Here is a 26,485-nt window from a genome sequence, read left to right on the forward strand (position 1 = left end):
ACCGCCCTCTTCCTTTTTTCTCGTCACTAAGGTCTTCATCATGCCTATGAGGATCTCTCTCCTCGTTTTTCCTTGTCACTGAGGTCTTCATACCCACCATGAGGACCTCTCTCCTACTTTTTCGCCGTCACCGAGGTCTTCATCAGCAATAAAAAAACCAGGAGACCACATCTCCTGATTTCTCTTACACTTTATACGTCCAGAATGTTTCTCGGTATAACCAATCCTCTATTTCTGGGGCATTTTCCTTCAATTGTTTCTCCATCAGCTCCACCCATCCGCTCGTTTGGGATTTGTGTGCTTTGATGGCTTTCAGCTTTTCTTCTGCAACGGAACGAATATCAATCGTCACATCCGGTTCGCCGATTAATTCTACACTGTTTTTCAGAATGGCTTTTCCATAAACAGTTGGTCTGTCCTGTTCAGGAAGTCTTTTGACCGCAATAGCGACCGCATTGCTCATGGCATCATGGTCAGGATGGACGCCGTGCTCTGGGTAGAAAGTAAGTACCAAACTTGGGTTCAACTCTATGAGCGCTTCATGAACAATATCTGCAAGGTATTCTTCATCTTCAAATTCCAGTGTTTTATCATGAAGGCCAAGCATGCGCAAGTCCTTTATTCCCATGACTTTGCACGCATCCAATAATTCTTTTTTGCGTACTTCCGGCAGTGTCTCACGGTTGGCAAATAGCGGATTGCCAAGATTCCGTCCCATTTGTCCGAGTGTGCCGCACAAATAGGTAACGGGAACTCCACTTTGGGTAAAAAGTTTGATGGTTCCAGATGAACTAAATGCTTCATCATCTGGATGTGGGAATACTACCAGTACGTGTCTTTCTGCTTCCATTCTTCTCTCTCCCTTCACTCAAAATGGCTCCTGGCTAATTTGCAATGCAACCGCAAGTTTTCCTTCAGGATTTAAGCCAGCTAGTAGCAGACGATTTTTATCATCCACTTCATAATGTGTAACACCTTCTGCATAGACCCAGCCGTGTTTGAGCTTTAAACCGATGCGATATGGTCCATTTCCAACTATTTTAGCCCGCTCATATTTCAATGGGACATTACGTATGAATGCACCCACTGCTTGACCAGTATTGTGGTGGCCGGCATAGGCACCGTTAGTCGTTTCCAAATGTACGAATACTTCCACATCTATCTTTTTGTCTAATTCGGCTTGCACATGTTTTTGGTCAATAATCTTCATTCTCTTCCTCCAAAGGTATGTACAGATTTTATTTCTTCCTTCAGTTTAATATATGAAGCAATGGAATGAAAATGGTTTGCTCATTTATCCAAACGAAAACGGAGTGAAGATGATCTCACTCCGCTTTCTTCAGATGGAATCATACCATTTTTTAGACGCTTGGACTTCTGAGTGTGTCAATTGATGTCCTTGATATTCCCAGTGTACTTCGACGTTTGATCCTGCATCTTCTAGTATCTTGCTAAGTTCTTCGGTTTCTGATGCAGGACAAATCGGATCATTTTTTCCAGCCCCAATAAATACAGGTGTTTCACTTAAGTCTGGTAGGTCAACACCTCTTCTTGGAACCATCGGATGATATAAAACAGCAGCTTTTAGCGTGTTCTTATAATGGAAAAGCAGACTTCCAGCAATATTTGCACCATTGGAATATCCAACGGCTATGATATTGTTCCGATCAAATTCATACTTCTCCGCTGCTTCATCTAAAAAGTCATGGAGTTCTTTCGTACGAAAGATTAGGTCCTCTTCGTCAAACACGCCTTCTGACAAACGTCTAAAGAAACGCGGCATGCCATTTTCGGAAACATTTCCTCTTACACTTAGTACAGACGCTTCTGGATCAATCATCTCAGCCAGTGGAAGAAGATCTTGTTCAGTTCCTCCTGTTCCATGCAATAAAAGTAATACGCGCTTAGAACCTTTTTTAAAAATGTGTTTCATAATCGGTCACTCCTCACATGCTAATATCTTGAATTCGAGATTAATTTAGTATAGTAAAAAAACTGGCGAACGTCAAACAATTGGTTCTAACACATTACGGTAGAAGAGAATAGTTTAAAGTAAGAAAAGTCTTATTGGAGGGGTTCAACATGCTACCTTGGAACAAGATGTTTCCATTTCCAAAGGATTACATGAAACAGGATATATTTAAACAAACAGATGTGGAAAACTGGATGTCAAAAGCAATGAAAGGAAAACTGCCACCAAATCCACAGACCTTTGGTTCCACTAATTTTTTTGCACAGTCGTTCGACCTATTGAGATCAGCTCAAGCAAAAAAGAACAAAAAGAGGAAAAAGGATTTTGAGGCAAAAGTATTTGAAACCCATGAAGAAGTATTTGTCCGTTTTGCGGTTGCATCGGAAGAGCAACTATCACAGATCAAAACATCTCATAATACGACAACATTATTTATTGATAATATACCCTCTCCTGGGAACAAACAGACCATTTCTCTACCTTGCATGGTCAAGGGGAATAGCTCAAAGGCTAAATATCAAGATGGAATTGTAGAAATAAGGATACCAAAAGAAACAATCGTCCCTATAACCAAGGTCCCAATTGAAATTATTAAATCAAGACCGAAAAAATAGTGGGAGGCTCCTGGAATATCCAGGAGCCTCCCAACTTTTTCTTATAGCTGATGTATCAAGTTGTTTAAATCCACTGTCCACGGCTCTTCAATGGAACCTCTATAAAGTTGAAAGGTAACCTGCCTTGATTCCGTACCTGTTGTATCCCGGTGGATATATAGCTTAACGGTGATTGGATAATAAAGCTTTGTGTCAAAATCCCTGTCGGCAGGCAAGTCAGAAAGCCTTTTTACCAGATCAATTTCTTCCAGAAACTTTACTTTTTCGTTCAACAGGGCCCTGTTCTTATCATCAAGAACGGATGCAAGAATAAACCAGTCATGTTGATGGATGGATAAAACAGTTGCATCCACAATTTCTGCAGGTGACAATTTTTCTGTATGATCTAACCATTCACCTGCGGCTTTTTTTATCATAATGGAGTGGGCATGATCCATTTTCCGTGACTTATGTGTGATGCTATCCTGGAAGTGTATGCAGAAATGACCTGGAAAGCCGTTCTGCAATGCCCCTTTACCGTGAGGCATTCCATGCATGGATGCAGCATACTTATTGTCTTGAGATAAAATGAGAATCGCCCTGCGATCCCAACTCCATGTTCCCCTGTATATTTCTTTCATTATTTTTGTATCTTCGTTTGTTAAAGGTTGTACATCTGCATGATAAGAGCCTGCTCTTCTTTGAACCTCAAAGGTCCTCCCTGTGTCCAAATCCAATACGGTAAAGCTGCTATAACGAGGCAATGCGCTATTGGCTTCATTCCACGTGATCAAATCTCCATAATGAATCCTATATAGTTTTTTCATGTCTTTTGTTAATTGATGAACTGCTTTATCTGGCAATTCCAAGATTGCCTTGTTGTCTTTTAAATCATAAATATTCAATTGATGATCAATCGCATATTTCTTGTTTTTATCAAGATTGATGTATACATCTGTTGGAGGGACTGGATAGTTGATTTCAACCCACTTCCCTTTTTTTATGGCTTTCATGACTGTTTTGGGAACGGTCAATTCAGATATATATTGTGAATTCAGAGATGTTTGGGCATAATACCGTGCCGAACCTTCCCTTTCCCCAAAAGCTGAAACATTTCCGGGTATGCTCATACAAAGTAAATACAAACTGATGACAGCTGTTATCAAGACAAAAGGATAAAACCTGTTCACTTTCATTCCTCCTAACAATTGAACCAAGTACCTTTGTATTTTGTCAAAAACACAATTAAAGTATGTTGTATTTTTTTTCGTACACATTAGTACTATAAGAATTTCAATGATAAGTCAGGTGAGAGTTATGACAGGCGCTTTGTTATGGGGAGCAGTTGCAGGCGGAGCTTTATTGCTTGGAGCTATTGTTGGATTATACGTCCCAATCCCACGAAAACTAACTGGATTTATTATGGCCTTTGGGACTGGAGTACTTATTGGCGCTGCATCATTTGAACTTATGGGAAAAGTGGAAGCGAAGTCAGGATACAGCTATGTCATTTTTGGATTTCTAATTGGGGCTGCTCTGTTCACTCTCTTAGAAATGGTGATTATAAAAAAAGGCGGCAAAGAACGCAAACGCTCAAAAGAAAAAAGCGAAGGACATTCTGGCATGGCTATTTTTATTGGTTCAATTATGGACTCCATTCCTGAATCCGTCATTATTGGGGTAAGCTTGATTAAATCCAATACGGTTAGCTGGGTGATTGTCCTCGCGATTTTTATCAGTAATATTCCCGAAGCGCTATCAAGTTCGGTAGGTCTTAGAAAAGATGGTTACTCTAGAAAAAAAATATTATTTCTTTGGACAATCGTGTTTATATTAACCACATTAAGTTCTGTCTTCGGTTTTGTCGTATTTAGAGAATTAAATGAGCTTTACATATATCTTGTAAGTGGACTTGCAGCAGGTGGAATCATCGCGATGGTCGCTTCCACGATGATGCCTGAAGCATTTGAAGAAGGCGGACCCATCGTCGGCCTCCTCTCCGCTCTGGGTTTACTCTGCTCTTACGTCCTCTCAAGCGGGATACTTTAAAAAAACCTCAACCAAATCAATATGGTTGAGGTGCTATATTTTCTCGTTTATGAAGTAACTATGCTGATTGTAGTGGAAGGCACGAAGACTCATCGAAAATGCTAATGTATTTTCTTCGTGCGATGAATCGCTGTCGAAGCCTTCCTTGTCCTATGGGAGGAAGGGACAGCGAAGACCCCGCAGGGCGAATGCCCGAGGAGGCTTCCGGACCGCCCATGGAAAGCGAAGTGCCTGGAACAAAGATCAGCAGTTTACCCTATTGTTTTATCGCACGATCAAAAAATTCTTCTAACGTCAAATCATGTTCATCCATATAAGCAGCGACCTCTTTGCCAACATAACGAAGATGCCAAGGCTCATATTGATAACCTGTAATCACTTCCCCATCCTGTGGGTAGCGGATAATGAAACCATGCTCACTTGCATGCTCTTTAACCCATTTCCCTTCAGGGGTTTCTCCAAATCCCTCTGTTAAGTCAAGCGCAGCAGACCTGCTCGAAATGTCCATAGCCAACCCTGTTTGGTGTTCACTATGTCCTGGAATAGCAGAAACAGCATTCGTTTTCTCTTCTCCCCATTTTTTCAAGTAAGTATTATAAATGCCATACTGTGTTTCATAGGAACGATAGCCCGATACAGCAAAAATTTCTACGTTTTCCGCTTCTGCTGCGGCAAAAAGCTCTTCTAATGCACGGGCAGCTGCTTCCCTAAGGTATTTTTTTTCATAATCACCTTCAAAGGAAAAAGGGACATCCGGAATGGTCAGATCACTTGGAACATAATCAGCTGGCAAAGACTGATTTTTATTTACAAGCACCAATAAGTTCTCCGTATTTTCAATCACCTTTTCTTCATTCAAAACGGTGAAAAACGGCTCTTCTAGTACATACTGGTTCTCATTTGTTTCAGGTGGTGCCTCAGTCTGTGGACTTTCTTCCGGCTGCTCTTCTTTCTCCACAGGTTCTTCTTCAATCGGTGTCTCCTCTACAACCTCTTCTGCTGTATCATTGGTGAAATACTCCCAAAACTTCCAGTTAACATCATCCAATTGATTGGAACAACCTGTTAATAAGAGTAATATTACCAGAACAGAGAAATGTTTCTTTTTCATAAAATAATCACCTTTTTACTATTCTAATATAATCATTATGTGTTGGTTAGTTTCTAACAATAAAAGTTCCACTCATGTGAAACATACTTAAACAGTGTACCATTAATCCATAACGCCGTAAAAAGATTTTACTGATAAAATAGAAGATAAGAAAAAAGTCACTATCGTTCAACAAGCAATCATTCTGCGTCTTTGATCACCTTTATAAATAATTGTCTGTGACGGGGACCATCAAATTCACAGAAGAAAATCCCTTGCCAAGTGCCTAGAATCAGCTCGCCGTTATGAATAATGACCTGCTGGGAGTTCCCAAGTGTCATTGCTTTCAGGTGTGCTGCTGTATTGCCTTCCATATGCCGATACTTTGGATGTTCCCATGGATATACTTCGTCAAGTCGCATCACAACGTCTTTTACAACATCAGGATCAGCATTCTCATTTATTGTGATTCCAGCAGTTGTATGAGGACAATAAACCATCACATGTCCCTCTTTTATCCCTGATTTCTGAACCAGACTCTCCACCTTAGCCGTGATATCTTGCCACTCATCCCTCTTATGTGTTTGCAGATTTAAAGTGTGCATCATAAAGTGTCATCCTTTCTCGTATAAAAAAGCCCTTGAGTTAATTCCCAAGGGCTTAGTTTATATTATTTTTTTGTAACAGCTTCCAATGCCACTTCCATCATGTCGCTGAATGTGGATTGGCGTTCTTCGGATGTTGTTTCTTCCCCAGTAAGGATATGGTCGCTTACAGTTAAAACAGACAACGCATTTCTGCCGTATTTAGCAGCTAAAGTATATAGAGCTGCAGATTCCATCTCGATTGCAAGGATTCCATACTTCGCCCATTTTTCAAGCTCGCCGTTATCATTGTAAAACATGTCAGCCGTGAAAACATTTCCGACTTTGAGGTTGAGTCCTTTTTCCATCCCTACGTCATAAGCCTTTTTAAGCAAATCAAAGTTTGCTGTAGGGGCATAATCCACTCCACCGAATGTTAAACGGTTCATTTGTGAGTCAGTGGAAGCGCTCATCGCAAGGATTACGTCACGAACCTTAACATCCTTTTGAATAGCTCCGCATGTTCCTACACGAATTAAGTTTTGTACGTTATATTCATTCATAAGTTCATTAATATAAATAGAGATAGATGGAACTCCCATACCGGTACCTTGAACAGAAATTCTCTCACCCTTATATGTACCTGTATAGCCTAGCATTCCTCTTACTTCATTGTAGCAGACTGCATCCTCAAGGAATGTTTCTGCAATGTATTTTGCACGTAACGGATCTCCAGGTAGTAGAATCGTTTCCGCTATTTCACCTTGTTTTGCTCCAATATGTACACTCATTATGTTACCTCCTAATAGCTCTTGCCATTGTTACTTTACAACAATGACTACTATACCATATATTACCCATGTTTCAAAAGAATCTCTCCTTAAAAAAGCGCATTCTTTTACAGTTGCAGTAGAAAATAAAAGGGAAAGATATTCCCCTTTCAGGAAGGTGATCCAATTGAAAAAGAAGCTAAAGCAAGCTGTAGAACATGCAAATGCAACGAACACAACAAAAAAGAAAACTGCTGAGCCTCACACTTCCAGACGAGATAAGCAGCAAAGCTAAACTGGCACCGCTAATTAAAAAAGGAGCTGAATTAGATGGGAAAGAAGCACCGTAACAGAATCAATGGTCAAAAGAAGAACAACCATATCAGTCCTGATGCAATTGAAGCGGAACATACCGCCCACAAAAAAGAACATTCTCCTAAAGGCCGAAAAAACGGCCCTGGAAATCATATATAAAGACAAAAGGGCAAAGTTTGACCTTTGCCCTTTCTCTTATTAGCGCACTGCGACACGATTTATTTTCTTCCAGCCTCCAAATTCCAACCGGTAATAAGTAATCCCCAATGTTCCCTCATCAATCATAATAATATCACCAGTAGCAATGAACCTGCCTTCATAATCACGAGGTATAGAGTCTGTCACATTGAATTTTTTATATACTCTATCCACAATCTCCTGATGACTGCTTCCCTCCATGGTTAATCGGAAAACGGGAGTGTACCCTTTTGATTCTCCATAATTTGGTGTTTGCATAATGGTCACATCATATTCCCCAGTACCCATTTTCATCATTCTTTTAAGAGCCAACATCCTTTTCACCCCTCAACCATTTCTATATATACTAATTAGCAATTAGTGGTGTCGAATCCTTCATCAAATTATAAAAAGTTTTGTCGAAAAGGGTAAAACTTTCGGTTATGACTTAATGACTCTCATCTGTAACATGAAATCACATATACCCTCATAAGATAATCCGAGGTGATTTTATGTTTGGGAAGTGGTTTTCGGGAACAGCACCTAAGACAAAAAGTGAAAATTTGGTAAATTTATGGACCCCTTCAGATGAAAATCAACTCAAAAAAGAGTGGACAATTTCCCCCGTTAACCATTTACCTTCATTAAAAGACCAAGCTTTGTTGACGGAAATCCGCAACAAGACGTCAAGACTTAACCGTAACAATGTAACACGAACACAAGCCTACTTGGATTTTTATCTAAAACACCCAGAAGTGCATTGGAGCTTCTTGGCTCACATGGTTTCAAGAAATGGCGGCTGGAATATGACAGATCTGAAAGCCAGTCACATTTCCAACTTGCTTTCTTACGAGAAGGCCTCCATCTTATTTCGTTTTCTTGAAAAAGCCAACCATCTCATTTTTCAAGATGCCTACCCGCAACTGCTCTTGTATGAAGAAAGCAAAAAGACTGGCAGACCACTTTTTTATTTACTCTCCGAATTACTTGTTTCACCTTTTATGAATCCTATTTGGTCCCTTTTTTGGAAGAATAAAAGTAAAAAAGAACTGCTTACCGTATCGTTGATCATTAATGAACAGAATTTTATAGAGGCTAACCTCCTTCAGAATCCTTTTTTTCAGCAAAAAGTTTTATCCAGTTTAACCTATCAGTTGCAGGAAAAGCTTGGCTTTACATTGGTTCTGTTTCCATACCGGAAGGGTTCGAAGACTCTTTTGACTGGGCTTGGAGTACAGCAATTTTCCAACCTTTCCAATCGTATTGAAATAGGGAAGAAGCTCTATGTCCTATTGTTTAACAACGAGGATGTGATGCATGGGACTTTGCGCTTTAGCAAGGAGAATTCTCATACCGGTTCAAGGGAAGATTACTTTCCTGCTGTTTTTTCAACTGATTCTACTTCTCGTAAAATATATAGTCCGACTATTGAAGCAGCTTGGACAGATTTTAATCATCCATCTATTGTGCCCGTTGCCTGGTTCAAAGATATTCAGGAGGTGATAGAGCTTTTCCATCTCCCTGCAAGCATCGAACCGGCTGATATGGAGAAAACGCATCTTTATAATTTGATGAAGCTTACTGGGATTTCTGAACTTCATGGGATTTTTTTTGACTAGTGAGGCGTGGAATGGAGAAATAACTTAAAAAAGCTGCCCCCAAGGCAAGAATCTCGCCTTAGAAACAGCAATGCTTGTATGTTTTTTTCTTTTATCGATTCCTATTCTATCTCTTCATCAATAATGCATTTTTCTAATAAATAATCAAACATGATATCCGCCAACTCTTCTATCTCGCTTTCAGCTGGAACATACCCCCGCCTTACCAGCTCATTGTAAAAGAACTCGGCTATTTCTTCTGTGTCAATGACTACCTCGATTTCTTTCACAATATCACCCCTTTTTAAAGGTTTATGTACGTCTTTAAAGATATATGTCTTACTCTCTATATTAATCCATACGGTTGGACAAATGCTATCTTTGTTTTCAAAAATTTCAAAAAAGTGCATATCAAAGTTCAGGCGTGCATACATTGGGGACATAAGGACAAGCATCCACATTGAGGAGGAGATTAATATGAAGAGCTATTTAGCAAGCTTAGAAAGATTAGGAGAAGAGGAAGTCTTATTGCCACTGTTAGATAAAATTTCGGACAAACTGGTTTGGGCTACTGCAATCATTGGCGGTCCGTTTTTTATCTACTTGATCTTTCAATTCTCCATACTATTTTTCTAGTTGACTATGTTTCTTGCCATCCATGTATTTTTTCAAGTTTTTCATGACCAGATTCATCACTTCCATGTATTCTTCATCACCGAAGATATCATATAACACTTTATAATCATTGTAGACATCAAGAAGCCCATCAATTATTCTTTGATATTCCTTGTTGTATTCTTCTTTTTTAAAATGTTTGTTTGATCCAGTCATCGGATTATACAACTCCAAGCTTGTATTTTCTTTGTTGAACATATAGGACAATCCAAGTTTGTGGATAAGTATTTCAGCATGTTCGTGATGGACAACCATTGTCAATTCTTCCTCTCCGGCTTCCAACCATTCTCCATCAGACAATCGAGTCAATTCATAAATGATGTCTTCCCATGAGTCTTCTTTATATCGCCATATTTCCGTGCGGAAACCGACTATTTTAAATAACTCTTTGCCATATCCTGAAACGTGGACGATATCACCGATAAAATACATATACTTGATGTCAAGTCGTTCGGTTACCAGTACTTTCCCCTCGTATTCAGATACGAAGGCAAGTGTCTCTTCTTGATACAGCCCTTCGCTTGAATTTACTTCATATACATACGCACCATCAATTTGCTTCATGTCCGTCACTTTACCGACAGTTCCATAGATGGTGATGACGACAATGTCGCCGATTTTATATTTCGGTTTGTTTGGTTTTTTGTTCTTCCCCATATAATTTCTCCCCATTTATCACTGTGGCTTTGATAGTAATGTATTATATGCAGCAAGATGCCAACTCGCCAAAGCGTTGGGGCAAAAAGTGGTTGTACCGATGTGTTAATAGGCGGCCGTCCCTATTACTCTCATTCTCCTTAAATGCCGAAATAAGAAAAACCTGGCAACCCCTCCGGTCCTTTTATAGCGTAAAACATTAGTTAGTGGTAAATCGCCGCTGTTCCTTTCCGCTAATGGCTTCGCTTTCCTCGGGGCGACCTTGAGCCTCCTCGGCAAGCCTGCGGGGTCTCAACATTGCCGTTACTCCCCCGCTGGAGTCACGCCATTAGCTCCAATCCACAGCTAGAATTTACATTAAGATATGTTAATGCTTTTTCAGATATCTCGATTAGATGGTTTTTCCCCCTAAGTTGAATGAAGTAATTTTGTTGATTGTAGTGGAAGGCGCGCAGACGCCCGAGGGAGGAAGGGCAGGTGAGACCCCGGAAGGCGAAGGCTGAGGAGGCTCACGGACCGCCCGCAGGCAAGCGAAGCGCCTGGAACTGAAATCAACAGGATTTATACTTACTCAAAATAAAAATGCACCCTCATAAAAGGATGCACTTTTGATAGCTATTAAACTTCTTCTTCATATAGCTCCCAGGCTTTGTCGAAGGTAGACATGCTGTCTAGGTATTGGCCGTTCATTTCTAGATAGCTGCTGATTTCATGGTAGTCCTCTGAGTTTTTTGGAAAACTATGATCGTCATAAGCATGATTGGCAAATATACTGATGTCATCTTTTTTCAAAGCATGACGGAATTTCATTAAATAATGGTAAAACGACTTTCTCAAACTGCATCCACACCCATTTTTTACCCTCATTCTACATCAGAATGAAGGTAAAGGACAACCATTAGCTTGAAAAGTCAAAGTAGTTTCGTTTTAACAATCGCGGTTTGGCCATTAGCTGCTTGTAGGTTAGCTCTGCTTCTAATTCCTTTGTGTTTATTAGAAACAGTTGATCCTCAATTTCCTTCACAACCGAGTCTTCTTGATATTCCATTCCACAATCTTCACAGGTTACAGAAGGTGTTTCCGTTATGGTGACCGCTTTTGTACCATCTGGCAGTTCCCAGTAAACTGTACCTGATGAAGATGTTGCATGTGAGCTTTCACACCAATTACATGTCATCAAGCACCCTCCTAACTGGATTCAGTTTGTTTTTCGTCGCCTTCTACTATATATTTCTTTTGCTGGGCCTGGAATTTCTTTTCTTTTAATTCATCCCGTTTATCCCGTTTATCTTTCAAGGAGGAGTGTTCAGGATTTGTTTCATAATCCTTGCGGCGATTCAGTCGATTTAATCCTTCTGGAACAAGATTGAATTGGGAATCGTTCATCAGTGCTGCAATCCCTATATTCGAACGTTTTTCTTCCATGTTTGAGTAAATTTCCCCAAAGTAAGCTTCCGCTCTACCAGGTACATAATTTTCCGGTTCCGGGTAAGTGGTGATAACTCCTTCAAAGTTTCTTAACACTACTTTATTCGCACTTTGAGAGATAATATAATTCGGCTGGACCGCTATTTTACCTCCCCCGCCAGGTGCGTCCACTACAAATGTCGGAACAGCATATCCGCTCGTATGCCCACGTAATCCTTCAATAATTTCAAGCCCCTTTGAAATCGGCGCCCTAAAATGTCCGATTCCTTCAGAAAGATCACATTGATAAATGTAGTAAGGTCTGACACGAATTTTCACAAGGTCATGCATCAACTTTTTCATAATTGGAACACTGTCATTGATGCCGGCCAAAATGACGGCTTGATTTCCTACAGGAACCCCTGCATTCACAAGCATTTCACAAGCTAACTTAGATTCCTCTGTAATTTCAATAGAAGTATTAAAGTGAGTATTTAACCAGACAGGATGATACTTCTTTAAAATGTTGCAGAGGTTCTCTGTGATTCGTTGAGGAAACACTACGGGTGCCCTTGTTCCTATCCTGATAATTTCCAGATGTGGGATGGCTCGCAGGTTTTTCAAGATGTATTCAAGGATTTGGTCATTGATCAATAGACCGTCTCCGCCGGAAATTAAACAATCCCTGATTTGGTCATTGGAGGCAATGTAAGCAATGGCAGCATCCAATTGCTTTTTCGGCACTCCCATTCCGATTTGGCCGGAGAATCTTCTCCGTGTACAGTACCGGCAATACATGGAGCACTGATTGGTAACCAAAAACAATACCCTATCTGGATATCGGTGCGTCAGGCCTGGGACTGGTGAATCTTCGTCCTCATGTAGAGGATCTTCGAGGTCGTATTTCGTTTTGTAAATTTCTTTTGAAATTGGTACAGATTGCATCCGTATAGGACATCTAGGATCATCGGGATTCATTAATGAAGCATAGTACGGCGTTATATTTAAAGGAATGGTTTTGGTGGAGATTTTTACCCCTTCCTCTTCTTCCGGTGTTAAGTTGATCACTTTCTTTAAATCCTCAAGTGTTCGGATGGTATTGGTCAACTGCCATATCCAATCATTCCATTGTTCTTCGGTCACATCTTTCCAAAGTTCAAATTCACTCCAATGCCGTTTGGGCTTATATAGATCCATTTTCATCTCTATCTCCTCCCTGTTCTACATCATGCAATAACCGTGCCAACTATGCTGATGCCCAGTTACTACTTATATATGTAGAATAGGAGAAACTTGTTATTAATCGGTGTGCCGAATTTTCAGCACTTCATCAGACTTAGATTTGTCTCCCATTTTAGCAAGTTTGTATTGGAGGGTCTGTCGGGGTATATCTAACATTTTTGCCGCTTTCATTACATTCCCCTTTGACTGGTTCATGGCATTTTTAATCATTAATTCTTCGGTCTTCTGTAATTCCATCCTTAACGATCCCGTACTTTGGGGGATTGTTGGACGTTGATTTTTTCTGTTCAACTTTAATGGGAGATGTTTAGTGGAAATCTTTTCTTCTTTTGATTTTAATAGGATATATTCTATCGTATTGATTAATTCTCTTACATTCCCTGGCCACTCATAAGATTGAAACATTTCTTTTATTTCGATAGGCACTTGGTAAGGTATTCGTGTTTGCAGTTTCTTTTCTAAAAGGAGGCGAATGTCATGAGGTCGCTCCCTTAACGGCCGAATATAGATCGGGCAAGTGTTCAATCGATAATACAAGTCTGCTCTAAAGGATCCATTTTCTACACATATCTCGGGAGACTCATTCATTGCAGTGATGATCCTGACATCCACTTTAATAGTAGAGGTGCCACCTACTCTCCTTATGGTTCCATCTTCAAGAACACGCAGGAGTTTCGCCTGAAGTTCTAACGGCATGGAATTCATCTCATCAAGAAATAAAGTTCCACCTGTTGCCAGTTCAAAAAGTCCTTTTCGGTCAACTGCACCGGTGTAACTGCCTTTTTCCGTTCCAAATAGGAGGCTTTCTAGCAAGGTAGCCGGTATTGCTCCACAATTTTGTGCAATGAAAGGTGCATGTTTTCTGGGAGATTGATGGTGAATTCCTTGCGCGATGATTTCCTTCCCCGTCCCTGTTTCTCCCCAAATTACAATAGGTAATATAGAGGATGCGAATAACGTGGCGTCTTGGAGCATATTTACACATTCAGTGTCATCGGTAATGAAATCATCCAAGGTGTAGGATGACTGGATAGAGGAAATCTTCTTTGATCCAGGTGATCTATTAATTTTAGCTTGCAAGTCCATCAGTTTATTAGATAGCGTGTTTAAATGTCCATAATTTTTGGCAATTTCCACTGCTCCTAATAAATGGTCACCATTTAGGATTGGGATCGTAGTATTCACTGTTTCAAGAAGCTGCCCTTTTTTATTTTCATATCGTTGATTTTCATGATATATCGGTTTTTTCGTTTTCAGTACTTTCAGCAACGTACTTGTTTCCTCTGTCAAGGAAGGGAAAACATGCAAGAGGTGTTTTCCTACTACTTCCTCCACTTTCATGCCATCATAACCTGCTGCCACCTTGTTATAATAAATGGTAAATCCGTCTTTATCTACTGCGTGAATGGCTTCATCAATTCCATCTAAAATAGCCATTAGCATCTCTTTTGATAGTGTATGTGTTTGCATGTACAGCACCGCCTATTTCTCGGCAATCGGTGCCGGTTTTTGGGCATCCATTAATGATAGGTCTTTACTCCACACATTCATATCTTCAATCTTATCGAAAATATAACAATTATTCTTCAGTCTTCCTTTGTAGGTGTATTCCAGATTATGCAATACAGCGTTCATCCCAAATGAAAGCGCTCTGGCAATGGAATAACTGCAATAAATTTGTCTTTTCACTAATTCCGCTTCAAGTTCACGAATAAGCGAATTCATATATCCGCCTTTCCGTTTGGAAGGCGATGTGGCACAGTCCGTAATTTCAGCATTCTTATATGTTTCATTCATTTCGGCTGATGCGGCAGCGATAATTACTCCATGTTCTTCCAACAACATAAAGATTGTATTACTTTGAATTTGTTCCATAACATAATTTGGATCTTCAATTGGTACAGGATAGATAGGGAAAACGTCTTTGTAAAAGCTCGATAATGCTTTGGCATCGGATACCTTTGCCACACGCAACGTTAAATCAGGATCAAGCAGCACTTCCTTTTGCTTTCTTTTTTGCCAGACCGAATCAAGTATATTATCTTCTTCACACCATTTATCACTATTATATCGATCCAGCTTTCTATATTTACACAAAAAGTATCCTTCTCCACCAAGGAAGTATCCAGGAACAGAAGCTTCCAATAGAAATCCTCTCTCCATTAGAGTGCTTACATGTTCCTTTCTAGATTTTATGATTACTTTCTCTACAAATGGCTGTTTGCTCCATTCCTCTATGCTTTGAATGATTTGATTTATGTTTCCTCTGAAATCTTCTATTTTCAGTCTTTTATTATAATAATCCTCATAAGCGTTCACATAAATGGTTTCATTTTTAATTAATAAGGTTTTACCTGTTTTTATACTCATTGTATCCCCCCTCCTAATCAATTCGCTACAGAAGAGGAAATTCCCCCATAAATTTATACAGCCCACTATTTTATTGACCAGAAACCGGTTCATCGGTTAAAAAGCTTTTGTTTCGTATCCCAGACCGTTTGATGCGGTAATCTGATACTACTTCCACTTCTGCTTCTGAAAAAACTTCGTCCCACTCGTCTTCAACCTTTTTAAACTTCTTTGGAGATGTACGGTAATATACCTCCCCAAACCCAAAAATATCTGTTTTATATTCATCCTGCATTTTTTTGATCGTTGCCAAAATCTTCTCTTCTATATACTTATTTAATGCATCTTCATGATTTTCATATGTTTGTATTTTTTCTAGATTTTGATGGCATTGTGTTCCTTGTATTTTCGCTTCTCCACTAATATTCACTTTGATTTTCACACCGGTCTCATCTTCCATTGTTTTCACATCTGAGTGTGAATGTATAATGCGAATATCCAAAAAGTGCTTTTCGTCCTCGTTTCCTTCCATATAACATGGCACAGTAAGACTCGTTTTGCTTAGCCCCTGTGTCCAGAGATAGTCTCTTGCTTCTTCGCGAGATAAAAATCCGATCAGCTTATCCTTTTTAAATACGGACAAACCGGAAATTATGACAGTCGAGTCCAACTCTGTCTTCGAATTTTGTTCAATATTTTTCCCTGCTTCCGGGTTTCCTTTTATGGAAACGGCACTTGTCACCGGATGACGCCCCTTTGAAGTCAGAGAGGAAATAAAATCTGTAAGGCGAACATACGGGTCCCCTCCCCATTCTTCCAAGTAGACTTCAATTTGCTTATGAATTTTGATAGAAGGTACCAATTCTAACGGATAGGTTGTTTTTACGATATCAGAAGCCTTTGATCCTCTAGATATCAATATGTTGAAGTCATTGCGAAATTCTCCTGTTCTTTCTAAAAAGTCCAATACATCACCAACACCCTCTTTCGCGAGGAGTTCATCGATAACAATGATTCTAGTGTGAGAATAGATTAGTTTTCTAGAAAGTCCGACATTCATTCTTTCCGACAGTTCCGCAAGTGAATTCCCTTCCTCTTGGAAAGTAATAACTGGAGTTCCGCTACCAGGCTGGTCAGCGGAAAGTTGTGGGGCGTTAATTGACTCGACGGTGACCCGGAATTTTGCATTTTCTCCCTTTTCAATTGCAATCCCTGTGACAATGGAAATTTCATTTAGCTCGACTTTATCCCAGCATCCTGTTAAAAAGACTAAGACGGAGCAGATACATAGCCATTTTCTCATGAAAAATTCCCCTTATCTTGTGATGGTCCACTATTGTTTCCTTGATCAGATGTTTTCTTCGTATGTTTAGGTTTTAAATAGGACGGCCGGGTGATATTATCCCAAACAGGCATTCTGACAAAAACATCCTTTTGATCTTCCAAAAGGAGCGGGGCCACAGGTGCCAGATAAGGTACACCATATGAACGCAAACCAGTTAAATGGATGACCATGATGACAACCAAAAGGAGGACCCCATACAACCCAATCAATGCTGCCATTAAAATAAAGGCAAACCTTAAAATCCTCGTAGCAATGGAAAAGTTATAAATAGGAGAAACAAAGCTTGCGATTGCTGTCAATGCGACAATTATTATTAAAACGCTAGAAACCAATCCAGCTTCCACGGCTGCTTGTCCAATTACCAATGCACCTACAATGGAAACTGTTTGCCCAACAGCCCTTGGCATTCTTACACCAGCTTCCCTTAACACTTCAAAAGTAAGTTCCATCAGCAGTATTTCGATTACCGCCGGAAAAGGTACTCCCTCCCTCTGAGCCTGGACACTAATTAACAAGGAAGTTGGAATCAGTTCGTGATGATAGGTAGAGATGGCTACATATAAAGATGGCAGCAACAACGAAACCATAAATGACACATAACGGATAATCCTGATGAAAGAAGCCATAAAAAACGGTTGATAATAATCTTCTGTTGAAATAAAGAAATCCGTAAATACAGTTGGCACACTTAAAGCAAAAGGACTGCCATCCACTAACACTGCAACCTTTCCTTCTATTAGATTTGCCGCTATATTATCTGGCCTTTCTGTGTTAAAGGTAAGTGGAAAAGGTGTTAGAGATTTGTCAGTCAAGAACTCCTCAATGTTCCCACTATCAAAAAGTCCGACAACATTTACCTTTTCTATCCGGCTCTTCACTTCCTGTACAAGCCCATCGTTCGTAATGTTTTTTATATACCCTATCACAACCGCAGTTTTTGTATCCTGTCCTACACGGTATTGGTCAAAACAAAGGTTGGGATTGCGGATTCTGCGTCTGATCAAACTAATATTTGTATTCATCGTTTCTGTAAAGCTGTCCTTTGGTCCCCTGATGATTGTTTGGGTGCTCGGCTCCGTTACGCTTCTTTTTTCAATGCTTCCCAAATTGATACACAAAGCTTTTTCGATTCCATCTATTACGATGACAGCATACCCATTCAGGAGCTTCCAAAATATCTGATGATAATTCTCTGCAAATTTATAGGGAACCGAAGCGAAAAATTCTTTTCTGAACTCTTCCAAATTTCCAGACTGTAAAACCGTGTCAGAACCTTCTGCCGCAATGAGGGGCTCAAAAATTTCCTCTGTTAATCTTTCTTTCGAAATCAACGTATCGAAATAATAAGCAATGGCATCCCTTTTTCCAACTATTAAAGTAGAATAGTGAAAATCAATGGAAAGAGAAAATTCCTTTTGTATGATGTCGTCATTTTCCTTTAGAGATAGCAATAGTGGTTCGGACGTTTCTTCCTGGGAATAAAGCTCTTTATCAGTAGAACTGATATCCCCACTTTCTCCCAATAAGAATTTTTTTAACTTTCCCATTCCATTTCACTCCTCTTCCTGCCTCTTTTCTTCCTTGTTCGGATCAGCACGATCACAAGTAATAAAAGCGGCAATGCGAACTGAAAAGGAAGATGGACATAATAAGGCACAATCTGTAAACCTTCCTCGATATGTTCAGCGAAATTATCGGTTATGATGATTGAAGACAAACATATGATGGAACCAATAGGAAAAAGATATGTCCGATACTCCCTTTTTGATAAATGTTCTAACCCTTTTACTGCACCAAAAAAGAAAACTCCTATTTTAACGATGATTCCGAACATAACCACAAAGACAACCGCAATATCCACCCTTTCAATAAAATCCAATAATGAGATTTCACGTGCAGCGGAAAGGAGCGGGAAATTCGACCTTTCTTTCATTTCATGCCCAAGCGTCATCACTTGAATGACAGAGGAATAGACAAGTACTAATGTACTGAGGATGATACTTGCTATAGCAAAACCTTTTGCCTTCTTGTATTTTGTGACGAGTGGTAACACAACTGCAAAAGCAATCAGCTCTCCGTAAGGAAAGGTCAATAGACTAGGAAAAACCGCTTGAAAAATTGGTTTTATTCCCTCATCAAGGAATGGCCTCAAGTTCTCAAATTGGATTTCTCCAGACATCAAAATAAACATCCCTACTAAAAATGTAAAAGAGAACACATACGGAAAAAATATCTCCGAGGTTCTTGCCATTACTTCTATACCGGAGTTCAACATGTAAATAATCGTCAGCATAATAGTGATGCTTATTATTTCAATGGGAGTATAGATAAAAATGGTGGACACAATTAGTTCGCCAAAGTCCCTCATAACCCTTGAAGAAATATAGATGAAATACATGATATATAGGAAACTTATTGCTCCTCCTAACCACTTGCCAAGACAGAATTCTAAAAGAGCAAATAGATTATAGCCCTTTTTTCTACCTAACATGAAATGCAGTACATAAATATAGCCAACCCCTATTAGTCCAGCCAGGCTAATGGCAATCCACACATTTTGCTTGGCTTCTCCACCTATCCCAACAACTGTGGCGCTGCCCATTTCAAAAATCAGCATTAAGATAAAAAGTTGCCATAATGATATTGTTTCTTTATTTCCCATTAGCACCTTTACCCCTGCCTTTATTATTTTTGAAACGAATATCCTGGATAAGAGCAATTGCAATTCCAAATACAAACGTCAAATATACCATCCACTCTCTTAAACCGGGATCAAAAATGAACAAACGTGTAAAACAATCTAAGACATTACTGTCATAGTAATAACAATCCAAAATTGTCGTAAAAAGCACCATACTCATAAATAGTAGGATCGTCAAAAATGTCACCATCAAGTTGCCTCCGGTCTTCATATACTTGATAGTATTTTCTAATTATCAGAGGTTATGTAAAATAGTGTAGAATGAAGAGGATGAATGTCAGTTGAGGTACTGGGAAGCGGGGATATCAAGAAAAAAATCAATATATCAATAAGTTTGGAGATATATCAATAAATTCTGGCATATATCAATAAATTCCGAGATATATCAAGAATTCTGGAGATATATCAAGAAAAATAAGATTATATCAAGAAATCGACATAGTTCAACAATTTTCACCTTCCCGCCCGGAGCCATGCAAATCGCTTGGAGCGGAGATCAACATAAAAAAAGAACCTCTTTAATAAGAGATCCCTTCATTTATGCTTCATCGGAGATTTCACACCAGTCCATTAACAGGATGGCAAAAATCTCTGCTGCTTTCATCATTTCTTCAATAGAAATATACTCATTAGGATAATGCGCTACCTCCGTTGTTCCTGGCCCGCATACAACAGTAGGAATGCCTAAAATTTGGGTGAATAATCCTCCATCTGTCCCCCACGGTGATGCTTCTAAAATAGGCTGTTTCTTTTCCACTTGTGTATATGCTTTTTCCAAACTCTTTACGAAAGGATGGTCTAAATCTACTGATCCTGGGACCCACTGCGCCCCAAACCATTCCAGTTCGACAGGGTGACTTTCAAACCATGGATCGGTTTTACACAGGTCATTCATACAAGCTGCAAGTTCCTGTTTCACTTCTATTAGTTTCTCTTCAGGGCCTACTCCTATCCTTCCTTCCAGCACTATCAAATCTGGTACAGAGGAAGGCCAACTTCCGCCTTCTATTTTCCCTATATTAATAGGAAGTGGAATGGGAATATCTTTGAATAAAGGGTCTTCTATTCTTTCATTTCTTTTCGTTTCTAACTCTTGGATTCTTCTGATAACAAGGATGCTCTTTTCAAGGGCACTGACCCCCTCATACCTCGTACCTCCATGTGCAGACCTACCCTTTACTTTTAGCCGAAACCACATCGAACCTTGTTGTTTTGGGAATATTTTCATATTTGTAGGTTCAGGGATTAGTACTGCATCTGCAGTATAACCTCTGAGGATTGCCGCTAATGTGCCTGCTCCCCCGCTCTCTTCTTCAATCACACTTTGAAAAATAACATCCCCTTTAAGTTTTACCCCCAACGATTTTAGTGCATTTACAGCAAGAAGTAAGGAGACGTTTCCTCCCTTCATATCTGTACTACCACGACCATATACTTTCCCGTCTTCCACTTTCCCTTCGTACGGGTCAAAGTCCCACTGCAGCAAGTCTCCTTCAGGGACCACATCGATATGACCGTTTAGAATTAATGAGCGGCCACCACCAGTACCACGCCAAACAGCTACTACATTGGGAGAATCCTCGAAATTCTCGCGCGTCGATACAAAATTTTCATGAGCACTCATTTCCTTTATATCCGGCTCCCAAATATCTATTTCCAAACCTAGTTCCCGGCACGTTTCAATCACCACTGCTTGTGCGGAACTTTCCCGCCCCTGGATACTTCTTTCTTGAATAAGTTTCCTTAAGAGCTTTACAGCGTTCCCCCTGTTTTTCCCAAACCATTCCTTGATCAACTTCTGTTTCATCTCATCCACCCTTCTTCCAGCTTCCTATTGAATCTTTTATAAAATTGCAGGTGAAAGCGTAAAAGAAGCTTCTGTTTTCTCTTTTACCTGCTCCAAACTAACACCTGGCATTAATTCAGAAAGCATCAATCCATCTTTCTTAACTTCAAAAACTGCTAAATCGGTAATTATAAGGTCCACACAATTCGGTGTTGTTACAGGTAAACTGCACGTTTTTACTACCTTTGATTGCCCATATTTATCAGTATGACTCATCAATACAATCACTTTTTTAGCTTTTTGTGAGAGCTCCATGGCCCCACCCATACCCGGCACCCTTTTGCCCGGTACTATCCAATTCGCTAAATCACCTTGTTCAGACACTTGCAACGAACCTAAAATGGTAATATCAAGTTTCCCTCTTCTGATCATTCCAAAAGCAAGCGCACTATCAAAATAAGATGCGCCTGGCTGGATAGATACAGGAAACCCTGCTGCATTGCAGAGATTTTCATCCTCTTCTCCTGTCAATGGAGTGGATCCCATCCCTAAAACACCATTCTCGGCTTGGAAAAAGACATGAGTATTTTCAGGCAAGTGATTGGGAACTAAAGAAGGAATGCCTATTCCCAAGTTTACGACCATTCCATTTTCTATTTCTTTTGCTGCTCTTTTGGCAATCAAATTCCGTATGTTTCCTCCCATACCCATGTCCAGTTCACCCCCTCGCTTTGAACCATATAATCCACATATACCCCAGGCACGACAATTTCTTCAGGATCTAAATGCCCTAAGGGAACGAATTCCTCTACTTCGACAATGGTATTTGTCCCTGCCATCGCCACAAGCGGATTGGTATTCCTGGCACTTTTATCAAAAATGAGATTTCCATAAGGATCTGCTTTTTTGGCAAAGACGATGGAAAGGTCTGCCGTTAGCGCCGTTTCGAGAATATAGTCTTTTCCATTTGATGTAAGGATTTGCTTGTTTTTTGTTACGATGTCACTTGTAATCCCGACGTCAACTAGAATACCGCCTAACCCAACACCACCCGCTCTGATTCTTTCAGCTAATGTTCCCTGGGGGCTGAACTCGACTTCCATCTTATTATCAGTCATCATCTTGCCTGCAACAGGATTAGAGCCGATATGGGAAGCTATTAATTTATTTACCTTTCCTGCACAAACCACTTTTCCAATACCTATCGTTGGAAACCCCGCGTCATTTCCGATTAGTGTTAGGTTTTTCACACATGAATCCAAGAGTGTATCAACCAGCTTCGGAGGAGTCCCCACTCCTCCAAAGCCACCGAACATCAATGTCATTCCATCAAAAAATAGATGACGGACCATTTCCAGCTCAACGATTTTGTTAAATGTATTCTCCACTTTCCCCATCCCGTGTTTCACTCCTTACAATTCTGCTTGAAGTTCGTTTAGTGTCAGCTCTAGGATGGTAATCAGTTCATCCATTTCCTGTTGGTTTATCGACAGCGGCGGTGCAATTATGACTGCATCCCCTCCCACACCTTCAATACCCGCTGAGGCAGGGTAGATGAGCAAGCCATTCTTCTGGGCCAGCTCCACAAGCCTTGGTGTGACCGCCTTTTCTTGCGAATAAGGATACTTAGACGCAAGATCTGCTACTATTTCCATTCCAAGTAATAGCCCCTTGCCTCTAACGTCCCCGATAAAAGAGTACGTTTGTTTTAATTGGGATAATTTCTGCAACAAATAATTTCCCAGATTTTCACCATTGCTTACAAGATTTTGGCTTTCGATGTATTCTAAAACTGCCAATGCGACTGCTGCCGATTGAGGATTGGCACTATACGTATGCCCACTCATAATCACCTTAGATCCCTTTAGAATACTTTCAACTATTTTTTCGCTGACAAGTGTTGCTGCGATAGGCGTATAACCTGCACTCATGCCTTTGCCAATACAGATGATGTCCGGAGTCACATGCCAATGTTCCATGGCAAACATTTTCCCGGTTCTTCCGATACCTGTCATCACCTCATCTGCAATAAAAAGAATGTTATGCTTTTTGCATATCTCTGCAATCTTTTGATAATACCCATCAGGCGGACAGATTGCTCCAGCCGCTGCCCCAATAACCGGCTCCGCTACAAAAGCAGCGATATTTTCTTCCCCTATTTCCAGAATGGCACGCTCTAGGTCCTCTGCACATTTCAGGCCACAAGAAGGGTATTCCAGATTAAATGGACAACGGTAACAATAAGGCGGCTCTACAACAGGTGATTTTTCCAATAAAGGCTCAAATCTTTTCCTGCGATCTGCGTGCCCCGATAAAGATAGTGCCCCTATCGTAATACCGTGATAGCTTTTCCAACGGGAAATAATTTGGTTTTTGTCTGGTTTTCCTACCTCTTGCCAATATTGAATGGATATTTTCATCGCCGTTTCTACAGCTTCTGTACCGCTATTAACAAAAAACGACCAATTGATATCTCCTGGTGTGATAGAACTTAATTTTGTTGCTAGTTTTTCTGCAGGAATACTGCTGAATTGAGAACGATAAACAAACGATACTTTGCTTGCCTGATCGGCCATCGCATCTATTACAGCTTGTACATGATGACCAATGCTTGCCGTAACAGCACCAGAAGAACCATCCAAATATTTCTTCCCAGTGACATCATACAAGTACACTCCGTTCCCATGGCTAATCACTGGGTACTCTTTATCTAATAATGGCTTAATAAGATAGGATTGATCCATAAACGATTACTCCTTTCCACAACTGTCCTGTAACCGTTTACTAGCAGTGGTAGCCCCTTCCGTCAAGGGGCACAGTAAATCCTGGCTGTCGTGAAGCTAGCTTACTTCCATTCTATGTTCAATAGAATGAAATCTTTCGTTCAATTTATGGATAAATAAACAGTCTTAGTTATTTGTGTATCACCGCTGTTCCTTTCCGCAAATGGCTTCGCTTTCCTAGGGGCGCTGCTGGAGCCTCCTCAGCTACGCCTGCGGGGTCTCCACCTAACGCTATCTCCCTCAGGAGTCTCCGCCATTTGCTCCAATCCACAACTATATTTCACATGAACGAATCGTTAATGATTTTATAACATAACTAAAATTTAAGGTTTTTCCTTAACTTTTAAATAAATGAAGTAACCTTGTTGATTGTAATGGAAGGCGCGCAGACACCCGCGGGAGGAAGGGACAGGTGAGACCCCGGAAGGCGAAGCCTGAGGAGGCTCACGGACCGCCCGCAGGCAAGCGAAGCGCCTGGAACGGAGATCAACAGTATTACATGCTTTTTAACTCCAAATAAAAAAGCATCACTCTCATTACCGAGTGATACTTCCTGAACTTATCTTATTTGCAATAGCAAGCTCCAACAATGATTAACAAAATGAATAGAACTACGATTAAAACGAATGTATTTCCTCCGCCGTATGCCGGGGCAACTTGAGATGGGTAGTCGCATGGTCCACATGTGTAGTAACAGTAATCGTGCATGGTCATCACTCCTGTTTAATATTTACACTGTTACTTTATGAACTAGGTGGCTGTCCCGTATGTGCATATGCCCATTTTTTAAAAATCTATTTATGTTCCTCCATTTTATCGATAATTTTGACCATGCTCTTTAATGTCTCTTCTATATGCGTGTTATCCTCTGTAACTTGTTCGACTGTCGCGCTGATTTCCTCAAGGCCCGCTGTCGCTTCTTCCATCAATGCTGCAAATTCACTCGTATAGGAGTCAGTATTTGCTGTTTTTTCTTTTACTGTACTTGCAAAATCACGAAATTGCTGTGCATCAGTTAATAATGTTTTCAAGGTTTCACTGATGTGCTGGAAGGAATGGTTGACCTGATTTGTTGCTTCAAGGTTTTTCTCCATTTTTGCAATATTAAGTTGCAGCTGTTGTAATACCTCTTCTTTTGTTTGGTTAAGAGAGGAGAGGTTTTCTGTGATTTCTTTTGTCGTTTCGCCAGTGGATGTGGCAAGCTTACGGATCTCTTCTGCTACTACCGCAAAACCTCTTCCGGCTTCCCCTGCCCTAGCAGCTTCAATAGAAGCATTCAGAGCTAGCAAGTTTGTCTGATCCGTAATATTTTTTATGTGTTGAGTTAATAAGTTTGTTTCATCGATTTTTTCCGTAAGAACCTGGAATACAGCATCCATTTCCGCAACATCCTGCGAAAAGCTTTTCATGTTTTCCTGTAGTTCTACTGCCATCACTTTCCCTTGATCTGCTGTAGTTTTTGTTGTATTTGTTGTTTGATATAAGCTATTCGATTTATCTACAACATTGTCCATCAAGGTTGATACATCATTCGTCTGTTCCGCAATGCCACCAATCTGGTCGGCTTGCTTTTGACTTCCCACGGACAGCTCCTGTATGGTTAGTGACACTTCTTTTTGGGATCGAATACTCATGTTAAGGCGATCATGGACTTTATTGACTCGTTCAATTAATGTCATGGCATCCCGCTGAAAGGCTTCCTGCTTTATTTGACGCTCTTCACTTACAGCTTGCATCGTGTCTACAATACCCTCGAATTGAGCAAACAATTTCTTCCCTATTTTCACTTGTACAAATGTAATGACAAACAACAAAAAGAATAGCAGGACTATATTTCCTAACTGTCCGTCTGTCATCAGGTTGCCGTTTAGAAATGACCAAAGTGAGTAAGCGAAAAGGACTAGACTCCCTACACCTCCAACAATAAAGACATTTCTATTAAAGTAAACGGTTGCAAGCATCAAAACAAAAAAAGGTAGAATAAATCCTGATAAAGATGCCCCGCGGTTTACCAAAATTATAAAAAATACTGTGAAAGTTACTCCTACTGTAAAGTAAGGCACTAAGTAGTGAAACCACTCATTCCATCTGGTCAAAATTAATAAAATAACCCCTAAGCACAAAGCAACAAATAAGGTCACGGTTATAACTGTTGCCGCCGGTACAAAGAAATTCACAAGAAGCCCGGCACCATACGAGATGAAAATCACGAAAAACATGAGCTTATTTTTATTGATCAAATCTTGAAACTTTAATTCTTTTACACTTACTGCTGACATTGCATAATCCCCCACTCCATCATCCATTGTTGCTTTTTTTCTTTTATATCTACTAATTCTTCATGTTCCTTCTGTTATCCTGCAATAATTCTGTTATTTTGTTGAATTTTGAC

At 40.1% G+C, this 26,485-nt stretch carries 30 protein-coding genes; 5 read left to right on the forward strand and 25 right to left on the reverse strand.

Going from position 1 to position 26,485, the window contains the following annotated elements; translation table 11 throughout:
• Positions 1–184: 184 nt before the first annotated feature.
• The 3 genes from bshB2 to K7887_RS11650 all read right to left on the reverse strand — a co-directional run bounded on the left by bshB2 (position 185) and on the right by K7887_RS11650 (position 1,933).
• Positions 185–850, reverse strand: coding sequence for a bacillithiol biosynthesis deacetylase BshB2 (gene bshB2, locus K7887_RS11640; protein WP_223489355.1), 666 nt, complete (start codon positions 848–850; stop codon positions 185–187).
• 18 nt (positions 851–868) lie between these two features.
• Entirely contained in the window at positions 869–1,210 is a 342-nt protein-coding gene (locus tag K7887_RS11645) for a YojF family protein (RefSeq protein ID WP_223489356.1), read from the reverse strand.
• A gap of 129 nt (positions 1,211–1,339) precedes the next feature.
• Positions 1,340–1,933 carry an alpha/beta hydrolase gene (locus K7887_RS11650; protein ID WP_223489358.1) on the reverse strand — a complete coding sequence of 198 codons (594 nt, stop codon included), beginning with the start codon at positions 1,931–1,933 and terminating at the stop codon, positions 1,340–1,342.
• Between the two features lie 149 nt (positions 1,934–2,082).
• On the opposite strand from K7887_RS11650, the gene K7887_RS11655 reads away from it, so the two are divergent.
• Positions 2,083–2,586 carry a hypothetical protein gene (locus K7887_RS11655; protein ID WP_223489360.1) on the forward strand — a complete coding sequence of 168 codons (504 nt, stop codon included), beginning with the start codon at positions 2,083–2,085 and terminating at the stop codon, positions 2,584–2,586.
• 41 nt (positions 2,587–2,627) lie between these two features.
• Here the strand turns inward: K7887_RS11655 and K7887_RS11660 are convergent, their stop codons facing one another.
• A complete protein-coding gene (locus tag K7887_RS11660; protein ID WP_223489362.1) occupies positions 2,628–3,755 on the reverse strand; it encodes a hypothetical protein in 1,128 nt (375 codons plus the stop codon).
• A gap of 127 nt (positions 3,756–3,882) precedes the next feature.
• Between K7887_RS11660 and K7887_RS11665 the strand changes: the two genes are divergently transcribed.
• Positions 3,883–4,614: a ZIP family metal transporter gene (locus K7887_RS11665; RefSeq protein ID WP_223489364.1), complete on the forward strand. Its 732-nt coding sequence runs from the start codon at positions 3,883–3,885 to the stop codon at positions 4,612–4,614.
• A 256-nt stretch (positions 4,615–4,870) separates the two neighbouring features.
• Here the strand turns inward: K7887_RS11665 and K7887_RS11670 are convergent, their stop codons facing one another.
• From K7887_RS11670 to deoD, 3 genes are all read right to left on the reverse strand, one after another.
• Positions 4,871–5,725 carry a M15 family metallopeptidase gene (locus tag K7887_RS11670; RefSeq protein WP_223489366.1) on the reverse strand — a complete coding sequence of 285 codons (855 nt, stop codon included), beginning with the start codon at positions 5,723–5,725 and terminating at the stop codon, positions 4,871–4,873.
• Positions 5,726–5,904: 179 nt separating this feature from the next.
• Positions 5,905–6,312 (reverse strand): secondary thiamine-phosphate synthase enzyme YjbQ, encoded by a 408-nt coding sequence (locus tag K7887_RS11675; protein ID WP_223489368.1) that lies wholly within the window; start codon positions 6,310–6,312, stop codon positions 5,905–5,907.
• A gap of 62 nt (positions 6,313–6,374) precedes the next feature.
• Positions 6,375–7,079, reverse strand: coding sequence for a purine-nucleoside phosphorylase (gene deoD, locus K7887_RS11680; protein WP_223489370.1), 705 nt, complete (start codon positions 7,077–7,079; stop codon positions 6,375–6,377).
• 309 nt (positions 7,080–7,388) lie between these two features.
• Between deoD and K7887_RS11685 the strand changes: the two genes are divergently transcribed.
• On the forward strand, positions 7,389–7,532 hold the full coding sequence (locus tag K7887_RS11685; RefSeq protein ID WP_010193932.1) for a hypothetical protein: 144 nt from the start codon (positions 7,389–7,391) through the stop codon (positions 7,530–7,532).
• 39 nt (positions 7,533–7,571) lie between these two features.
• Here the strand turns inward: K7887_RS11685 and K7887_RS11690 are convergent, their stop codons facing one another.
• Positions 7,572–7,886 (reverse strand): YodL domain-containing protein, encoded by a 315-nt coding sequence (locus K7887_RS11690; RefSeq protein ID WP_223489372.1) that lies wholly within the window; start codon positions 7,884–7,886, stop codon positions 7,572–7,574.
• Between the two features lie 227 nt (positions 7,887–8,113).
• Between K7887_RS11690 and K7887_RS11695 the strand changes: the two genes are divergently transcribed.
• A complete protein-coding gene (locus K7887_RS11695) occupies positions 8,114–9,169 on the forward strand; it encodes a DUF2515 family protein (protein WP_223489373.1) in 1,056 nt (351 codons plus the stop codon).
• A gap of 101 nt (positions 9,170–9,270) precedes the next feature.
• Here K7887_RS11695 and K7887_RS11700 read toward each other — a convergent pair whose 3' ends face one another.
• Positions 9,271–9,438, reverse strand: a complete 168-nt coding sequence (locus K7887_RS11700; protein WP_010193926.1) for a YozD family protein — start codon at positions 9,436–9,438, stop codon at positions 9,271–9,273.
• 187 nt (positions 9,439–9,625) lie between these two features.
• On the opposite strand from K7887_RS11700, the gene K7887_RS11705 reads away from it, so the two are divergent.
• Complete coding sequence (locus tag K7887_RS11705) at positions 9,626–9,784, forward strand: hypothetical protein (protein WP_223489375.1); 159 nt, start codon at positions 9,626–9,628, stop codon at positions 9,782–9,784.
• On the opposite strand, the gene K7887_RS11710 is transcribed toward K7887_RS11705, so the two are convergent.
• From K7887_RS11710 to K7887_RS11785, 16 genes are all read right to left on the reverse strand, one after another.
• Positions 9,773–10,480, reverse strand: a complete 708-nt coding sequence (locus K7887_RS11710; protein WP_223489377.1) for a hypothetical protein — start codon at positions 10,478–10,480, stop codon at positions 9,773–9,775. The two genes, K7887_RS11705 and K7887_RS11710, sit on opposite strands and share 12 nt — an antisense overlap.
• A gap of 618 nt (positions 10,481–11,098) precedes the next feature.
• The gene (locus tag K7887_RS11715) at positions 11,099–11,317 is read right to left on the reverse strand and encodes a YozE family protein (protein WP_010193919.1); all 219 of its coding nucleotides are present in this window, start codon (positions 11,315–11,317) and stop codon (positions 11,099–11,101) included.
• A gap of 61 nt (positions 11,318–11,378) precedes the next feature.
• Complete coding sequence (locus tag K7887_RS11720; RefSeq protein WP_223489378.1) at positions 11,379–11,657, reverse strand: YokU family protein; 279 nt, start codon at positions 11,655–11,657, stop codon at positions 11,379–11,381.
• 11 nt (positions 11,658–11,668) lie between these two features.
• On the reverse strand, positions 11,669–13,090 hold the full coding sequence (gene kamA, locus K7887_RS11725) for a lysine 2,3-aminomutase (protein WP_223489380.1): 1,422 nt from the start codon (positions 13,088–13,090) through the stop codon (positions 11,669–11,671).
• A gap of 96 nt (positions 13,091–13,186) precedes the next feature.
• Complete coding sequence (locus K7887_RS11730; RefSeq protein WP_223489382.1) at positions 13,187–14,599, reverse strand: sigma-54 interaction domain-containing protein; 1,413 nt, start codon at positions 14,597–14,599, stop codon at positions 13,187–13,189.
• 12 nt (positions 14,600–14,611) lie between these two features.
• Positions 14,612–15,499: a putative beta-lysine N-acetyltransferase gene (gene ablB / locus K7887_RS11735; protein WP_223489384.1), complete on the reverse strand. Its 888-nt coding sequence runs from the start codon at positions 15,497–15,499 to the stop codon at positions 14,612–14,614.
• A gap of 70 nt (positions 15,500–15,569) precedes the next feature.
• On the reverse strand, positions 15,570–16,781 hold the full coding sequence (locus tag K7887_RS11740) for a Ger(x)C family spore germination protein (RefSeq protein WP_223489386.1): 1,212 nt from the start codon (positions 16,779–16,781) through the stop codon (positions 15,570–15,572).
• Positions 16,778–18,370 (reverse strand): spore germination protein, encoded by a 1,593-nt coding sequence (locus tag K7887_RS11745; protein ID WP_223489388.1) that lies wholly within the window; start codon positions 18,368–18,370, stop codon positions 16,778–16,780. The genes K7887_RS11740 and K7887_RS11745 overlap by 4 nt, the downstream gene beginning before the upstream one ends.
• The gene (locus tag K7887_RS11750; protein WP_223489389.1) at positions 18,358–19,485 is read right to left on the reverse strand and encodes a GerAB/ArcD/ProY family transporter; all 1,128 of its coding nucleotides are present in this window, start codon (positions 19,483–19,485) and stop codon (positions 18,358–18,360) included. The genes K7887_RS11745 and K7887_RS11750 overlap by 13 nt, the downstream gene beginning before the upstream one ends.
• Positions 19,475–19,714, reverse strand: a complete 240-nt coding sequence (locus K7887_RS11755) for a hypothetical protein (protein WP_223489390.1) — start codon at positions 19,712–19,714, stop codon at positions 19,475–19,477. Before K7887_RS11755 ends, K7887_RS11750 begins: the two co-directional genes overlap by 11 nt.
• Before the next feature lie 348 nt (positions 19,715–20,062).
• The gene (locus K7887_RS11760) at positions 20,063–21,331 is read right to left on the reverse strand and encodes a peptidase (RefSeq protein WP_223489391.1); all 1,269 of its coding nucleotides are present in this window, start codon (positions 21,329–21,331) and stop codon (positions 20,063–20,065) included.
• Positions 21,332–21,367: 36 nt separating this feature from the next.
• Complete coding sequence (locus K7887_RS11765) at positions 21,368–22,021, reverse strand: 3-oxoacid CoA-transferase subunit B (RefSeq protein ID WP_223489392.1); 654 nt, start codon at positions 22,019–22,021, stop codon at positions 21,368–21,370.
• Positions 21,991–22,707 (reverse strand): CoA transferase subunit A, encoded by a 717-nt coding sequence (locus K7887_RS11770; RefSeq protein WP_223489393.1) that lies wholly within the window; start codon positions 22,705–22,707, stop codon positions 21,991–21,993. Before K7887_RS11770 ends, K7887_RS11765 begins: the two co-directional genes overlap by 31 nt.
• Positions 22,708–22,722: 15 nt before the next feature.
• Positions 22,723–24,054: an aspartate aminotransferase family protein gene (locus tag K7887_RS11775; protein ID WP_223489394.1), complete on the reverse strand. Its 1,332-nt coding sequence runs from the start codon at positions 24,052–24,054 to the stop codon at positions 22,723–22,725.
• 603 nt (positions 24,055–24,657) lie between these two features.
• Positions 24,658–24,801, reverse strand: coding sequence for a YjcZ family sporulation protein (locus K7887_RS11780; RefSeq protein WP_223489395.1), 144 nt, complete (start codon positions 24,799–24,801; stop codon positions 24,658–24,660).
• An 86-nt stretch (positions 24,802–24,887) separates the two neighbouring features.
• Positions 24,888–26,372, reverse strand: a complete 1,485-nt coding sequence (locus K7887_RS11785) for a methyl-accepting chemotaxis protein (RefSeq protein WP_223489397.1) — start codon at positions 26,370–26,372, stop codon at positions 24,888–24,890.
• Between the last annotated feature and the right edge of the window lie 113 nt (positions 26,373–26,485).

This window comes from Sutcliffiella horikoshii (assembly GCF_019931755.1).
In the GTDB taxonomy this organism is placed as follows: domain Bacteria; phylum Bacillota; class Bacilli; order Bacillales; family Bacillaceae_I; genus Sutcliffiella_A; species Sutcliffiella_A horikoshii_E.

Coding starts and splice junctions, on each gene's coding strand:
- bshB2 (WP_223489355.1), bottom strand. CDS start 850: ATGGAAGCAGAAAGACACGTACTGGTAGTATTCCCACATCCAGATGAT.
- K7887_RS11645 (WP_223489356.1), bottom strand. CDS start 1,210: ATGAAGATTATTGACCAAAAACATGTGCAAGCCGAATTAGACAAAAAG.
- K7887_RS11650 (WP_223489358.1), bottom strand. CDS start 1,933: ATGAAACACATTTTTAAAAAAGGTTCTAAGCGCGTATTACTTTTATTG.
- K7887_RS11655 (WP_223489360.1), top strand. CDS start 2,083: ATGCTACCTTGGAACAAGATGTTTCCATTTCCAAAGGATTACATGAAA.
- K7887_RS11665 (WP_223489364.1), top strand. CDS start 3,883: ATGACAGGCGCTTTGTTATGGGGAGCAGTTGCAGGCGGAGCTTTATTG.
- K7887_RS11670 (WP_223489366.1), bottom strand. CDS start 5,725: ATGAAAAAGAAACATTTCTCTGTTCTGGTAATATTACTCTTATTAACA.
- K7887_RS11675 (WP_223489368.1), bottom strand. CDS start 6,312: ATGATGCACACTTTAAATCTGCAAACACATAAGAGGGATGAGTGGCAA.
- deoD (WP_223489370.1), bottom strand. CDS start 7,079: ATGAGTGTACATATTGGAGCAAAACAAGGTGAAATAGCGGAAACGATT.
- K7887_RS11685 (WP_010193932.1), top strand. CDS start 7,389: ATGGGAAAGAAGCACCGTAACAGAATCAATGGTCAAAAGAAGAACAAC.
- K7887_RS11690 (WP_223489372.1), bottom strand. CDS start 7,886: ATGTTGGCTCTTAAAAGAATGATGAAAATGGGTACTGGGGAATATGAT.
- K7887_RS11705 (WP_223489375.1), top strand. CDS start 9,626: ATGAAGAGCTATTTAGCAAGCTTAGAAAGATTAGGAGAAGAGGAAGTC.
- K7887_RS11710 (WP_223489377.1), bottom strand. CDS start 10,480: ATGGGGAAGAACAAAAAACCAAACAAACCGAAATATAAAATCGGCGAC.
- K7887_RS11720 (WP_223489378.1), bottom strand. CDS start 11,657: ATGACATGTAATTGGTGTGAAAGCTCACATGCAACATCTTCATCAGGT.
- kamA (WP_223489380.1), bottom strand. CDS start 13,090: ATGAAAATGGATCTATATAAGCCCAAACGGCATTGGAGTGAATTTGAA.
- K7887_RS11730 (WP_223489382.1), bottom strand. CDS start 14,599: ATGCAAACACATACACTATCAAAAGAGATGCTAATGGCTATTTTAGAT.
- ablB (WP_223489384.1), bottom strand. CDS start 15,499: ATGAGTATAAAAACAGGTAAAACCTTATTAATTAAAAATGAAACCATT.
- K7887_RS11740 (WP_223489386.1), bottom strand. CDS start 16,781: ATGAGAAAATGGCTATGTATCTGCTCCGTCTTAGTCTTTTTAACAGGA.
- K7887_RS11745 (WP_223489388.1), bottom strand. CDS start 18,370: ATGGGAAAGTTAAAAAAATTCTTATTGGGAGAAAGTGGGGATATCAGT.
- K7887_RS11750 (WP_223489389.1), bottom strand. CDS start 19,485: ATGGGAAATAAAGAAACAATATCATTATGGCAACTTTTTATCTTAATG.
- K7887_RS11755 (WP_223489390.1), bottom strand. CDS start 19,714: ATGGTGACATTTTTGACGATCCTACTATTTATGAGTATGGTGCTTTTT.
- K7887_RS11760 (WP_223489391.1), bottom strand. CDS start 21,331: ATGAAACAGAAGTTGATCAAGGAATGGTTTGGGAAAAACAGGGGGAAC.
- K7887_RS11765 (WP_223489392.1), bottom strand. CDS start 22,021: ATGGGTATGGGAGGAAACATACGGAATTTGATTGCCAAAAGAGCAGCA.
- K7887_RS11770 (WP_223489393.1), bottom strand. CDS start 22,707: ATGGGGAAAGTGGAGAATACATTTAACAAAATCGTTGAGCTGGAAATG.
- K7887_RS11775 (WP_223489394.1), bottom strand. CDS start 24,054: ATGGATCAATCCTATCTTATTAAGCCATTATTAGATAAAGAGTACCCA.
- K7887_RS11780 (WP_223489395.1), bottom strand. CDS start 24,801: ATGCACGATTACTGTTACTACACATGTGGACCATGCGACTACCCATCT.
- K7887_RS11785 (WP_223489397.1), bottom strand. CDS start 26,372: ATGTCAGCAGTAAGTGTAAAAGAATTAAAGTTTCAAGATTTGATCAAT.